At 64.9% G+C, this 13,708-nt stretch carries 14 protein-coding genes; 8 read left to right on the top strand and 6 right to left on the bottom strand.

Going from position 1 to position 13,708, the window contains the following annotated elements; all coding sequences use genetic code 11:
• Positions 1–337 (top strand): chromate resistance protein ChrB domain-containing protein (locus L4923_RS29490; protein ID WP_239370670.1); only part of this gene is annotated, 337 nt, incomplete at its 5' end.
• Entirely contained in the window at positions 334–1,740 is a 1,407-nt protein-coding gene (chrA, locus tag L4923_RS29485; protein WP_239370669.1) for a chromate efflux transporter, read from the top strand. The genes L4923_RS29490 and chrA, both read left to right, overlap by 4 nt.
• Positions 1,741–1,787: 47 nt before the next feature.
• Here the strand turns inward: chrA and L4923_RS29480 are convergent, their stop codons facing one another.
• Positions 1,788–2,828 (bottom strand): LacI family DNA-binding transcriptional regulator, encoded by a 1,041-nt coding sequence (locus tag L4923_RS29480; protein WP_239370668.1) that lies wholly within the window; start codon positions 2,826–2,828, stop codon positions 1,788–1,790.
• 126 nt (positions 2,829–2,954) lie between these two features.
• On the opposite strand from L4923_RS29480, the gene L4923_RS29475 reads away from it, so the two are divergent.
• The 6 genes from L4923_RS29475 to L4923_RS29450 all read left to right on the top strand — a co-directional run bounded on the left by L4923_RS29475 (position 2,955) and on the right by L4923_RS29450 (position 9,209).
• Entirely contained in the window at positions 2,955–3,989 is a 1,035-nt protein-coding gene (locus L4923_RS29475) for a Gfo/Idh/MocA family protein (RefSeq protein ID WP_343304454.1), read from the top strand.
• A gap of 9 nt (positions 3,990–3,998) precedes the next feature.
• Complete coding sequence (locus L4923_RS29470; RefSeq protein WP_239370666.1) at positions 3,999–4,901, top strand: sugar phosphate isomerase/epimerase family protein; 903 nt, start codon at positions 3,999–4,001, stop codon at positions 4,899–4,901.
• A gap of 164 nt (positions 4,902–5,065) precedes the next feature.
• Positions 5,066–6,298: an ABC transporter substrate-binding protein gene (locus L4923_RS29465; RefSeq protein WP_239370665.1), complete on the top strand. Its 1,233-nt coding sequence runs from the start codon at positions 5,066–5,068 to the stop codon at positions 6,296–6,298.
• Between the two features lie 120 nt (positions 6,299–6,418).
• Positions 6,419–7,321 (top strand): carbohydrate ABC transporter permease, encoded by a 903-nt coding sequence (locus L4923_RS29460; protein ID WP_239370664.1) that lies wholly within the window; start codon positions 6,419–6,421, stop codon positions 7,319–7,321.
• Positions 7,318–8,145, top strand: coding sequence for a carbohydrate ABC transporter permease (locus tag L4923_RS29455; protein WP_239370663.1), 828 nt, complete (start codon positions 7,318–7,320; stop codon positions 8,143–8,145). The genes L4923_RS29460 and L4923_RS29455 overlap by 4 nt, the downstream gene beginning before the upstream one ends.
• Positions 8,142–9,209 (top strand): ABC transporter ATP-binding protein, encoded by a 1,068-nt coding sequence (locus L4923_RS29450; protein ID WP_239370662.1) that lies wholly within the window; start codon positions 8,142–8,144, stop codon positions 9,207–9,209. Before L4923_RS29455 ends, L4923_RS29450 begins: the two co-directional genes overlap by 4 nt.
• 70 nt (positions 9,210–9,279) lie before the next feature.
• Here the strand turns inward: L4923_RS29450 and L4923_RS29445 are convergent, their stop codons facing one another.
• From L4923_RS29445 to L4923_RS29425, 5 genes are all read right to left on the bottom strand, one after another.
• Positions 9,280–9,930, bottom strand: a complete 651-nt coding sequence (locus L4923_RS29445; protein WP_239370661.1) for a pyridoxamine 5'-phosphate oxidase family protein — start codon at positions 9,928–9,930, stop codon at positions 9,280–9,282.
• Positions 9,931–10,247: 317 nt separating this feature from the next.
• Positions 10,248–10,493 carry a MoaD/ThiS family protein gene (locus L4923_RS29440; protein WP_239370660.1) on the bottom strand — a complete coding sequence of 82 codons (246 nt, stop codon included), beginning with the start codon at positions 10,491–10,493 and terminating at the stop codon, positions 10,248–10,250.
• 66 nt (positions 10,494–10,559) lie between these two features.
• Positions 10,560–12,833, bottom strand: a complete 2,274-nt coding sequence (locus L4923_RS29435) for a xanthine dehydrogenase family protein molybdopterin-binding subunit (RefSeq protein ID WP_239370659.1) — start codon at positions 12,831–12,833, stop codon at positions 10,560–10,562.
• A gap of 4 nt (positions 12,834–12,837) precedes the next feature.
• Positions 12,838–13,311: a (2Fe-2S)-binding protein gene (locus L4923_RS29430; protein WP_239370658.1), complete on the bottom strand. Its 474-nt coding sequence runs from the start codon at positions 13,309–13,311 to the stop codon at positions 12,838–12,840.
• Positions 13,311–13,708, bottom strand: a 398-nt coding sequence (locus L4923_RS29425; RefSeq protein WP_425531032.1) for an FAD binding domain-containing protein, incomplete at its 5' end; no start/stop codon positions are given. The genes L4923_RS29430 and L4923_RS29425, both read right to left, overlap by 1 nt.

The following is a 13,708-nucleotide window of genomic DNA, read 5'->3' as shown; positions in this document are numbered from 1 at the left end:
CCCCCCCCCCCGCCGGCCCCCCGCCCCCCCCCCCCCCGCCCCCCCGGCGCCCCCCCCCCCCCCCCCCCCCCCCGGCCCCCCGGGCCCCCCCCCCCCCCCCCCCCCGCCCCGGCGCCCCCCCGCCATCGTGCGCGGCGCCGACACCGCCCGGCTCGACCTGGCGCCGGAAGCGGCGGGATTGCTGGCGGCTTCGCTCGGCCTCTCGCGTATGTATTCCGACGATCTGGCGCAGTTGGAAGCAGGCATGACGCTCTACGATGCCTTCTACCGCTGGTGCCGCGACGCGACGGATGAGAGCCACAACTGGCCAAGCGCCAAACCGGGAGCAGCGCAATGACCGTCGCGGCTCCCGAGGCGCCGGCGCCCGACCGTCCGGCGGCGCATGGCATCGGCTTTGCCGAGGCGGTGAAGGTCTGGGCCAGGATCGCCGCGCTGAGCTTCGGCGGTCCGGCCGGGCAGATCGCGGTCATGCACCGCATCCTCGTCGAGGAAAAGCGCTGGATCGGCGAGACCCGCTTCCTGCATGCCTTGAACTACTGCATGCTGCTGCCCGGCCCCGAAGCGCAGCAGCTCGCCATCTATATCGGCTGGCTGCTGCACCGGACGAAGGGCGGCCTCGTCGCCGGCATCCTTTTCGTGCTGCCCGGCCTCGTCGCCATCATGGCACTGAGCTGGATCTATGCCATCTTCGGCAACGTCGGGATCGTGCAGTCGCTGTTCTTCGGCCTCAAGGCCGCCGTGCTGGCGATCGTGCTGGAAGCCGTCATGCGCATCGGCAGGCGGGCGCTGCGCAACGCCGTCATGGTGGCACTGGCCGCTGCCGCCTTCGTCGCCATCTTCGTCTTTCGCCTGCCGTTCCCGCTGATCGTACTTGTTGCGGGCCTCATCGGCTACGTCGGAGGCCGTGCCGGCTGGGCTGCCTTCATGGCAACGGGCAGCCACGGCAAGGCCGGACAGCATCAGGTCGCGGATGCCGACACCGCGCTGGGTGAAGACATTCCGGCCCATGCCCGCAATGCCGGCAGGTCGTCGTTGCGGATGGCCGCGATCCTGCTGGTACTGTGGCTGGCGCCGGTGGCGGCCCTGCTGCTGCTTTACGGACAGGCAAACGTCTTTTCGCAGATCGCCGTCTTCTTCTCCAAGATGGCGGTGGTCACCTTCGGCGGCGCCTATGCCGTGCTCGCCTATGTCGCCCAGCAGGCGGTCGAGGGTTATGGCTGGCTGAAACCGGGGGAGATGCTGGACGGGCTGGGCATGGCCGAGACCACGCCCGGTCCGTTGATCATGGTTACCCAGTTCGTCGGCTTCATGGGGGCGTTCCGTGCGCCGGGTGGCATGCATCCGCTGCTCGCCGGCACCCTCGGCGGCCTGCTCACCACCTGGGTGACGTTCACGCCCTGCTTCCTGTGGATCTTCCTGGGCGCGCCCTACATCGAGGCGCTGCGCTCGAACAGGGCGCTCTCGGCTGCGCTGGCGACGATCACCGCGGCCGTTGTCGGGGTGATACTGAACCTCGCCGTCTGGTTCGCGCTGCATGTGCTGTTCGCCGAGGTCCGGGAAATGAAAGCGCTCGGCGCGACGCTGGAGATACCTGTCCTGGCCAGCGTGGACTTGGCGGCGCTGGCGCTGGCGGTCGTCGCGCTGCTCGCCGTGTTCCGCTTCAGGGTGGGCATGCTGTGGGTGCTGGCGGGCTGCGCGCTGCTCGGCGTGCTTTATGGCTTGGCGACAGGCATGGTCTGACCCGCTGAAGCGAGCGTCGCCTCAAGAGCCTTCATGCGTCGAACATGTCAGCCTCTGTCGGCCGGGGCCTCGCCATCGCTTTCCCCCGGCGCGAAGGTCATTGGCCACAACATGCGGGCAGGGCGCTCCGCATAGCTCCCGGCATAGGCTGGCATCGTGGCCAGCAAGGTTTCGCCAAGCGCAATGCCCAGGTCGCGCAGCGACAGGTCGTAGACCGACAGCCGCGGCGAAAGGAAATGCGAGTGCGGGCTGCGCCGTCCGATCACCGCGATGTCACGCCCGGGCTGCAGGCCTGCCTCGTTCAGCCCGCGATAGAGCCCGGTCGCCAGCGCTTCGTTGATCAGCAGGATCGCCGTCGGGCGTTGCTCGCAGGCGAGCAGGTCGCGGGCGATCCGGTAGCCGCCCGCTTCGTTCGGCAGGGAGCGGAAGATGTGCTCCTCCGCCAGCTCGAGGCCGTGGCGGGCCAGCACCTCGCGGCAGCGATCGACGAAGACATAGCCGAGATTGATGTCGTCATGCGGGCGCGTGACGGCGATGCGGCGATGGCCCCGCGCCACGAGCCGCTCGATCGAGGTCTCTGCCATGCCTTCGAAATCGAGGTCGATCCATGGCTGGCCGACATCCGTCAGGCTTCGTCCCAGCGTGATGAAGGGCACCTTGCGCTTGGCCAGCATCTCCAGTCGCGGGTCGTGGCGCTGGGTTGCCGACAGGATGATGCCGTCGGCAAAGCCGCGCGCGACGACGCGCTTCAGATAGTCGAGAGGATCTTCCTCCGACGAGCACAGCAGCGCCACGAGGTCGAGCTTGTGGCGGGCGAGCACCGACTGCACGCCATCGAAAACGCTCATGAAGAAAGTATCGCCATGGCCGGTGATCGCCTGGCCCGTCTGGATCATGAAGCCGATGACTCCGGTGGAGCCTTTTCGAAGCGCCCGGCCCGACTGGTTGGCGACATAGCCGAGCGACATGGCGGCTTCCAGCACGCGCTTGCGCGTCTCCTCATTGACGTCCGGCTTGCCGTTGAGGGCACGGGAAACGGTACCGATCGAAATGTCGAGATGCTCGGCAAGTTGGCGGATGCCCTTCATCGATCTTCCTCATTTCGCCAGATGCGCGAGTCCCTATTGACATAAAATAGCTTCAACTCATAAGGTCGTAAACGTTTACGGAGGTCGGTCGAGGAGCTTTTTGGCCTCTGTCACTGGAGGAAATTCGTGACGTACAAGGTCGTTCTGTGCGGGTGCGGAGCCATGGCCAAAGGCTGGCTGAAGGCGCTTCGCGATACCCCGGCTCTCAAGCAGGGTGTCAGCGTCGTCGGCCTGGTCGACCTCGACCGGGCGGCCGCGGATGCGCTCGCCGCCGAGTTCGATCTCCAGGACGCCGCGACCGGTACCGACCTCGATGCCGTGCTGTCCGCGACCCGGCCCGACATCCTGTTCGACATCGTGGTTCCCGAGGCGCGCCGGGCGGTCGTGGCCGCCGGCCTCGCCCATGGCTGCCACGTGCTGAGCGAAAAGCCGATGGCGGCTTCGCTCGAGGAAGCGCGCGAGCTGCGCGATCTCGCCGACAAGGCCGGCAAACTGCACGCCGTCGTGCAGAACCGCCGCTACATCGCCGGTGTGCGCCGCATCCGCCGCATGATCGAGGAGGAGACGCTGGGCCGTCTCACCAGCCTGCACGCCGACTTCTTCCTCGGCCCGCATTTCGGCGGCTTCCGGGAGCAGATGGACAACGTCCTGCTGCTCGACATGGCGATCCACACTTTCGATGCCGCGCGCTTCATGTCGGGCAAGGACCCGCAGGCCGTCTATTGCCACGCCTCCAACCCGCCGGGTTCCTGGTACCGGCACGGCGCGTCGGCCAACGCCATTTTCGAATTCTCCGACGATGTCGTCTTCACCTATCGCGGCTCCTGGTGCGCCGAAGGGGCTCCCACGAGCTGGGAGAGCGCCTGGCGCGTCACCGGCACCAAGGGCACCTTGATGTGGGATGGCGCGGAGCGGTTCGAGGCCAACATCGTCACCGGCACGCAGGGCTTCTTCCGCCCGACCGGGCCGCTGGAGGTTCCCGCCCCGGAAGACGACGCCGACACGCATGGCCATGCCAGCGTGATCGAGCGCTTCCTCGAAGCCATCTCCGCCGGCCGTCGTCCGGAAACCGACGGCAGCGACAACATCAAGAGCCTGGCCATGGTCTTCGGCGCGATCGAAAGCGCGCGCGCGGCCCGGCGCATCACCATTGCAGCATAGGACTTCTTCATGACCGACCCGGCAAAATCCATTCGCATCGGCACCATGGTGCGCGCCTCGGACGGCGGCGCGGCCACGCGCATCGCCCAGATCGCCGGTATGGGTTTCGAAAGCTTCGAGCCCTTCTTCTGGCAGACGACGAACGGCCAGGACCTCGCCGAACTGGGCAAGCGCTGCCGCGAGGCGATCGGCGAACGGGACATCACCATCTCCACGCTCGGCATGTTCGGCAATCCGCTCGAGGAGACCGACATCGACCTGCAGACCTTGCAGGGCTGGAAGGACTGCATCGACAACGCCCATCATTTCGGCGCCACCTGTGTTGCCGGCTTCACCGGCCGCCTGCGCGGCAAGCCGCTTCCCGAAAGCCTGCCCCGCTACAGGCAGGTCTGGAGCGAACTCGCCCGGCGCGCTGCCGACAAGGGCGTCAGGATCGCTTTCGAGAACTGTGCCATGGACGGCAATTGGGCGACCGGTGACTGGAACATCGCCCACAATCCCGATGCCTGGGAGCTGATGTTCAACGAGACGCCGCACGACAATATCGGCCTCGAATGGGAGCCATGCCACCAGATGGTCTATCTCATCGACCCGCTGCCGCAGATCCGCAAATGGGCGGGCAAGATCTTCCATGTCCATGGCAAGGACGCGACGATCCGCTGGGACGTTATCCGCGAGCACGGCATCTTCGGCAAGGAGAAGTTCGTCTTCATGCGCACGCCCGGTTTTGGCGACACCAACTGGACGGACGTCATTTCCGAGCTGCGGCTGGCCGGCTGGTCCGGTTCGATCGACATCGAGGGCTGGCACGACCCGGTCTATCGCGACGCGCTCGAAATGACCGGCCAGGTGCATGCGCTCAACCATCTGAAACAGGCCCGGGGCGGCGACTTCGTCATCGACCCCGTTTGAAGACACCCGGCCGGCGAGGAGGAAATTTTGCCGGCTGGAGCATGATCCCGAAAAGTGGGAACCGGTTTTCGGAAAAGATCATGCTCAAACAAAGAGTTGGATCGGAATGGCAGCTCAGTCGAACCATCCTGATCCAGCACCGATAACCACAAAGGAGGAGAACTATGACCATCCGCAAGTTTGCAGTCATCGGCGCTCTGGCGCTGGCTGGCGTCTCCCTCATGGGCCTTTCGGCCAAGGCGGAAGACGTGACGTTGACCCTCTGGTCGCTGGACAAGGACATCCAGCCGGCGCCCAATCTCATCAAGGAATTCAACGCGCAGAACAACGGCATCAAGATCGAGTACCGTCTCATCCAGTTCGACGACGTCGTCACCGAAGCGATGCGCGCTTATGCAACCGGCCAGGCGCCCGACATCATCGCCGTCGACAATCCGGAGCATGCGCTGTTCTCGTCGCGTGGCGCCTTCCTCGATCTTACGGACATGATCAAGGGGTCCACGGTGATCAAGCCGGAGAACTATTTTCCCGGGCCGCTGAAATCGGTCGAGTGGGACGGCAAGTATTACGGCGTTCCCAAGGCGACCAACACGATCGCGCTCTACTACAACAAGGATATGTTCAAGGCGAAGGGGCTCGACCCGAACAAGCCGCCGCAGACCTGGGACGAACTGGTCGAGGATGCGCGCAAGCTGACCGATCCGGCCAAGAACGTCTATGGCCTGGCCTTCTCGGCCAAGGCCAGCGAGGAAGGCACGTTCCAGTTCCTGCCCTGGGCGCAGATGGGCGGCGGTGGCTATGAGCACATCAATGCCGATGGCGCTGTCAAGGCGCTAGAGACCTGGAAGACGATCATCGACGAGAAGCTCGCCTCTCCGGACTCCATGACGCGAGGCCAATGGGACTCCACCGGCACCTTCAATTCCGGCAACGCCGCCATGGCGATCTCGGGTCCCTGGGAACTCGAGCGCATGACCCAGGAAGCGAAATTCGATTGGGGCGTCGCGCTGCTGCCTGTGCCGAAGGAAGGCGCGGAGCGCTCCTCCGCGATGGGCGACTTCAACTGGGCGATCTTCTCGAGCACCAAGCATCCGGCCGAAGCCTTCAAGGCGCTCGAATATTTCGTCTCGCAGGACGACAAGCTGTTCAAGAATTTCGGCCAGCTGCCAGCCCGCTCCGACATCTCGATCCCCGAGACCGGCCAGCCGCTGAAGGACGCCGCCCTCAAGGTGTTCCTCGAGCAGCTGAAATATGCCAAGCCACGCGGCCCGCATCCGCAATGGCCAAAGATCTCCAAGGCCATCCAGGATGCCATCCAGGCGGCGCTGACCGGCCAGATGAGCCCGAAGGAAGCGCTCGATCAGGCCGCCGAAAAGATCAAGGCCGTGCTCGGCTGATCTCGCGTCCATCGGCGGTCCCTGGGCCGCCTGAAGTTTCCTCCCGGCATGGATCGCTTGGCCCGAAAGGGTCAGGCGGTCCAGGTCGGAACATCGCAGGACCCCCATGAGACGAACGCCATGAGACGGATCCTTTCAAGCATCAGGGACGGGCACGGCTTCGACATCCTGCTGGTCGCCTTCCCGCTCGGCTTCCTTTTCCTGATGGCCGGCCTGCCGCTCATCTACAACGCCGTCATGAGCTTCCAGGAAGTCGACATGTTCAGCCTGGGCACCTTCTCGCGGCCCTTCGTCGGCTTGAAGAATTACCGCGATCTCTTCGCCCAGCCCGAGACCTGGCCGATCCTCTACAACACCCTCGTCTTCGTCGTCGGCTCGATCGCCGGACAGTTCCTGATCGGCTTCGGTCTGGCGCTGTTCTTCTGGGTCAACTTCCCCGGTGCTTCCTGGCTGCGCGGCCTGTTCCTCGTGTCCTGGGTCATGCCCGGCCTCGTCGTCGGGGCCGTCTGGAACTGGATCCTGTCGGGGGATTTCGGCGTGCTCAACTTCCTGCTCAGGGAGAGCGGCATCATCTCCGGCAACATCTTCTGGCGCTCGGACCCGCAGTATTCGCTGTACGCGGTGATCATCGCCAACATCTGGCTCGGCACCGCCTTCAACATGATCCTGCTCTCTGTCGGTCTTTCAGCGATCCCCGGCGATCTCTACGAAGCCGCCGAGCTCGACGGCGCCAATGCCTGGCAGCGCTTCTGGACGATCACCCTGCCGATGATGCGCTCCTCGATCGGCGCCATCATCGCGCTCGGCCTGATCTTCACGCTGCAGCAGTTCGATCTTTTCGCGGCCATCACCTCCGGCGGACCGAACAACTCATCCAACGTCACCCAATATTGGGCCTGGGAGCTTTCGTTCCGCCAATATGACTTCGCCAAGGGCGCGACGATCTCGGTCATCATGATCGTGTTCGTCATGTTCGCTTCGGTCGTCTATGTGCGTTCGACGCGTCACGAGGTGCGGGGATGAGCGAGAGGACCCACAACCGCGTCATGCTCGCACTCGCCATCCTGCTGGCGGGGATCTACCTGTTCCCGCTCTATTGGATGTACATAACCGCGCTCAAGAGCGGCTCGGAAATGTTCGCCACGCCGCCCAGCTTCTGGCCGGCCGCGCCGCGATGGAACACCTTCGCCGAAGTGTGGCAGAGCCGGCAGATGGGGCGTTTCCTGTGGAACTCGCTGGTCATCGCCATCGGGGCCACGACGCTCATCGCCGTTCTCGGTGTCGGCTGCGCCTATGTGCTGGCGCGCTACCGCAATGTCTGGGTCGATATCGGCCTGTTCCTGGTCCTCATGCTGCAGGTGCTGCCGGCATCGCTGATGGTCACGCCGATTTTCGTTGGTTTCTCGCAGCTTGGCGTGCTCGACTATCCGCGTCTCGCCGTGGTGGTCGCGATCGCGGCAAAGAGCATGCCCTTCTTCGTGATCCTCGTGCGCGCCACGTTCATGGCCGTGCCGCAGGAGCTGGAAGAGGCGGCGCTGGTGGACGGCAACAGCCGCATCGGCGCCTTCGTCAACATCGTGCTGCCGCTGGCGCGCAACGGCATCCTCGTCAGCGCCATCCTCATCTTCATGCAGGCCTTCGGCGAGTTCGTCTATTCGAAGTCGATGATCCAGGGCATCGAGCTGCAGCCGGCAAGCGTCGGACTCAACTCCTTCATGGGTCCCAACACCAATGAGTGGAACAACATCATGGCCTTCGCGACCATCTATGTGACGCCGATCCTGGCGGTGTTCGTTCTCCTGCAACGCCGCATCGTCTCCGGCCTGACCTCGGGAGCCCTGAAATGATCGCGCAGATCGAATTGACCGGCGTCAACAAGCACTATGGCAACTATCACGCGCTGAAGGACATAGACCTGTCGATCGAGAAGGGCAGCTTCACGGCGCTTGTCGGTCCGTCCGGATGCGGCAAGTCCACGCTGCTGCGTTCGCTGGCCGGACTCGAGAGCATCTCGACGGGGACGCTCAAGATCGCCGGCGACGTGATGAACAAGGTGCCGCCGCGCAAGCGCGACGTGGCGATGGTCTTCCAGTCCTATGCGCTCTACCCGCATATGACCGTGGAGGAGAACCTCACCTACAGCCTGCGCGTCCGCGGCATGCCGAAGACCGAGGCCAGGAAGGCGGCGGCGGAGGTGGCGCGCACCACCGGCCTTTCGCATCTATTGGATCGTTACCCGCGCGAACTCTCCGGCGGCCAGAGGCAGCGCGTGGCGATGAGCCGTGCCATCATCCGCCACCCCAAGGCCTTCCTGTTCGACGAGCCGCTTTCCAATCTCGATGCGGCCTTGCGCGTGCATATGCGCAAGGAGATCCGCGCGCTGCACGACCGGCTCGGCGCGACCTCCGTCTACGTCACGCATGACCAGATCGAGGCGATGACCATGGCCGACCGTGTCGTCGTCATGCGGGCCGGCATCATCGAGCAGCAGGGCCGACCGTTGGATCTCTACGACAAGCCGGCCAACAAGTTCGTCGCCGGCTTCATCGGCTCGCCGGCCATGAATTTCATCCCGGCGCAGGGCGGGCAGGACGGCCGTTCCGTCGTGCTCGACCTCGGCCAGCCCCAGAGCGTGGATGTCGGCTATCCCGTCCAGCCCGGCCGCGAACTGACCGTCGGCCTGCGCCCGGAGCACATCACCCTCGCGCCGCCCGACAAGGCGATGCTCAAAGTACCGGTGGCCGTCGTCGAATCGACGGGCGCGGCCACCTACCTCACCACCGCCACGACCCCGGAACTCGCCGTGGTCATCAACGGCCGCGGCGGGACGGCAGCCGGCGAGACGGTCGGCCTCGACTTCGAACCCGCGCAACTGCATCTGTTCGACGTCAAGACCGAACGGCGGATTTAGGAAGCTGACGAGCCGAAGGTGATCGCGGAAGGCTCTCGGAAGAGCGTTTCCGAGAGAAGCGTGCAGGCGTTTAGTAGAGTGTCGCCTGGTAGTCCTTTTCCAGGTCGTCGTCCCTCTTGCGCATCTCTTCTTCGGCGAGCGGCGCGCCTGTGGTTTCGTCCAGGATGATCTTGATCAGCGATGGCATTTCGGCGCGATCCTGGAAATGCTCGGGGTCCCACAGACGAGAGCGCCGGAATGCCTTGGCGCAGTGCATGAAAACGCCCTTCACCTCGACCACGATCGCAATCTTCGGCGTGCGGCCATTGACACTCATGCTGTCCAGCAGATCGGGGTCGGTTGTGAGCGTGGCGTGCCCGTTCACGCGCAAGGTGTCGTCGAACCCCGGGATGACGAACATCAGCCCGACGCTGGGATTGGCCAGGATGTTGACGAGGCTGTCGAGGCGATTGTTGCCCGGCCGGTCCGGTATCGCCAGCGTACGCTCGTCGAGGATCCTGACGAAACCGCGAGGGTCTCCACGCGGGCTGACGTCGGCTTTCCCGTTCCGATCCTGCGTGCCGATGCACAGGAACGGCGATCGCCGGATGAACTCCTGGGCATGCCTGCCGAGGGCGGTCTGGTGTTTCTGTATCGCCAGATCATGCGTGGCCTCGAACAGGGCCCGAAGCGCTTCCTCATTCGTCACGGAGAATTCCGGGTTCAAATTCACGCCGTCCATTCCATCCCCCTGTTTTTCTTGAACTCGTTCCCGTCCGCGCGGCGCGTAGCATCGGCGCGCCCCGATTCATCGAGGTTTCTGTATTTCTTCGACCTTGATGTACGTACCTCACGTTCGATATCTCAGGAGTGCGGCCCAGTCAAGAAAGCCGCGCCGGGCCAGACCGCGTCATGACGGTCACGGGTCTTCGGCGATGAAGCGACCGACCGGCGCCACGGGCGCCTTCCATTCCGGAACGTGGAAGGGGATGGGGGCCAACGCTCGAGTGAGCAAGCTCGACGCGAGGCCGGGAGATATTCCTGCCGGTCGAAGCGCCGCTACCCTCCCGCCAGACGCGGCAGCAGGAAGATCTCCGCACCTTCCGGCAGTTCCTTCGACCAGGTGTCGCGATAGATGGTGCCGTCGATGGCGACCGCGATGCCGCGGTCGATGAACGGCTCGAAGGCGGGATACTGTTCAGCGAGTTTCCTGAACAGTTCCCGGATATCCTTGGCTTCGATGTCGAGCTTGTCCTTGCCTCCGGCGACAGCGGCGAGCGATCCCCAGAGCGTGACGGCGACCATCAGCCGCCCCGTTTAGAGCGCCGCGCGTCCGTTTGGACGCGCAAAGGACGCTCTATCACTTTGAATCTACGCATCGTGGGCCGATGCGCTAGCCTCGAGCGCCGCCAGGATGCGCGGCGGCGACATCGGGATATGCGTCATGCGCACGCCGACCGCGTTCGACACCGCATTGGCGATCGCCGCCAGCGGCGGCACGATCGAGGTCTCGCCGACGCCGCGCACGCCATATGGGTGGTTCGGGTTGGGGATCTCGAGGATCTGCGTGTCGATCATCGGCAGGTCCGAGCAGACCGGGATGCGATAATCGAGGAAGCCGGCATTCTGCAGCCGGCCGTCCTTGCCGTAGATATATTCCTCGTTGAGCGCCCAGCCGATGCCTTGCGCCGCGCCGCCCTGATACTGGCCCTCGACATAGGTCGGATGCACCGCCTTGCCGGCATCCTGCACCACCGTATAGCGCAATACCCGGGTCGAGCCGGTCTCGGGGTCGACCTCGATGTCGCAGATATGGGTGGCGAAGGAGACGCCGGCGCCGTCGGCGACCAGCTCGCTGTGGCCGGCGATCGGCCCGCCGGTGGTGCCGGACTGGGCGGCGATCTCCTTCAGCGAAAGCGGCGACAGGTTGCCGTATTTCTCGCCCTTGGCGATCGCATGCCCCTTCTCCCACGTGACGTCGTCGACGGGGATGTCCCACATCTGCGCGGCGCGTTCGCGCAGGATCTTGATCGCGTTGCGGGCCGCAGAAATCGTCGCCATGGAGGAGGAAAAGGTGCCGCGGCTGCCGTCGGTCATGTCGTTGTAGCCGAGGCTCGACGTGTCCGCGACGATCGCCTTGACCTGGGAATAGTCGATGCCGAGCTCTTCCGCCGCCACCAGCGACAGCGAGGCGCGTGAGCCGCCCACATCCACCGTGCCGACGGCCAGCGACACCGAACCGTCCATGCCGATGTTGAGATCGACGCAGGTCTGGCCACCGAAGTTGAACCAGAAGCCGCAGGCCATGCCGCGCCCCTGGTTCTTGGCCAATGGCGCCTTCATATGCGGATGGTTCTTCACCGCTTCCAGCGTCGGGCCGATGCCTATAGGGCCGTAGACCGGACCGTAGGAGGCGCGGGTGCCTTCCTGGGCCGCATTCTTGATGCGGAACTCGACCGGATCGATGCCGACCTTCTTGGCCAGCTCGTCGATGGCGCTTTCCACCGCAAACGCAGCCATCGGCGCCGAAGGCGCGCGATAGGCGGCGGTCTTCGGCCGGTTGACCAGCACTTCGAAGCCGACCGTCTTGACGTTCTCCAGCCTGTAGCAGGCAAACGACGTCATGGCGCCGATTTCGGCCCACATGCCGGGATAGGGGCCACAGCTGTAGCGCAGCGTCGCTTCCGCGGCAGTGATCGTGCCGTCCTTCCTGGCGCCGATCTTGACGTCGATGGAGGTAGCGCTGGTCGGGCCGGAGGCGCGGAACACCTCGTCGCGCGTCATCACCAGCTTCACCGGCCGGCCCGCCTTGCGCGACAGCGCCAAGGCAACCGGTTCGGCCCAGACATGGGTCTTGCCGCCGAAACCGCCGCCGATCTCCGAAGAGGTGACGCGCAGCTTCGAGGCTTCCATGCCGAGCAGCTGGGCGCAGTGCTGGCGGTAGACGAAAGGACCCTGCGTGCAGACCCAGAGCTCTGCCATGCCGTCAGCGCTAACGCTCGCCACGCAGGCATGCGGTTCGATATAGCCCTGGTGCGTCTGTTCCGTCTTGAAGGAGCGTTCGACGATCGTGTCGGCCTCGGCGAAACCTTTATGCACGTCGCCATGGCCATATTGCGTGCGCTTTGTGACGTTGGACGGCTTGACCGGCTTCTCCTCCAGCCCTTCGGTGAAGACGGCGTCGTTGATCAGCGGCGCGCCGTGCTGGAAAGCCTCGTCGACATCGGTGACATGCGGCAGCACTTCATAATCGACCTCGATCAGCTTCAGCGCCTGCCTTGCCGTGCGGGCATCGATCGCGGCGACCGCCGCCACGGCATGGCCGTCATAGAGCGCCTTCTTGCGCGCCATGCAATTGTCGAGGATGTCATACATGGCGCTGTCGCCATTGGTGAGATCCGGCAGGTCGGCCGCCGTGATCACCGCCTTCACGCCGGGCAGCGCCTCGGCCTTTGACGTATTGATGCCGCGGATGACGGCATGGGCGTGCGGACTGCGCAGCACGCGCCCGACCAGCTGGCCGGCCATGTTGAAGTCGGCGCCGTAGCGGGCGCGGCCGGTCACCTTGTCGATGCCGTCGGGACGGACGGGACGCGTGCCGACAGAGGTGAAACTGCGGTTGGTCAGACGGGGATCGAAATTCATCGTCTCAGCCTCTCATCACGCTGGCGGCGTCCTGGACGGCGCGCACGATCTTGTCATAGCCAGTGCAGCGGCACAGGTTCCCGGCCAGCCCGAAGCGGATCTCCTCCTCGGTCGGGTCCGGGTTCTTGGTTAGAAGGTCCTTGGCCGCAATCAGGAAGCCCGGCGTGCAGATGCCGCATTGCAAAGCGGCATGCTCCAGGAATTTCTGCTGCAGCGGATGCAGCTTCTCGCCATGCGCCATGCCTTCGATGGTCTCTATGCGCCGGCCTTCCGCCTCCGCGCCCAGAACCAGGCACGAGCAGACCAGCCGGTCGTCGACGATGACGCTGCAGGCGCCGCAGTCGCCGGTGCCGCAGCCTTCCTTGGCGCCGGTCAGCCCGAGCCGGTCGCGCAGCACGTCCAGCAGCGTCTCGTCAGGCTGGCAGAGATATTCGACATGATCGCCGTTGATCGTCGTTGAAACCGCTACGCCAGCCATCACTTGCCTCCTGCACGTTCATAAGCTTTTGCTGCGGCCCGTCCGGCCAGCACGCCCGCGACTTTCCGTCTGAATTCGATGGTGCCGCGCTTGTCGTCGATGGGGCGGCAGGCCCCCGCGCAGACCTTGGCGAGCCTTTCCAGCGTCGCTTCATCCAGTTTGGAGCCGACCAGCACCTCGGCCGCCTCTTCCACCAGAAGCACGGTGGGCGCCGCGGCACCCAGCGCCACGCGTGCCGTCTTGACGACACCCGCCTCGTCGAGCGTCAGGTTGACGCCGGCGCTGACCACCGCGATGTCCATTTCGGTGCGCGGGATGAAACGCAGATAGGCATCGCCCGAACGCGGCGCCCTGCTGTCGAGCAGGATCGCCTCGATGCTGTCTCTTATACACAACA

The organism is Terribium retamae, from assembly GCF_022347545.1.
Classification (GTDB): Bacteria; Pseudomonadota; Alphaproteobacteria; order Rhizobiales; family Rhizobiaceae; genus Mesorhizobium; species Mesorhizobium retamae.
The sequence above is the reverse complement of the archived record's forward strand: the minus strand, read 5'-3'. Positions and strand labels throughout refer to the sequence as shown.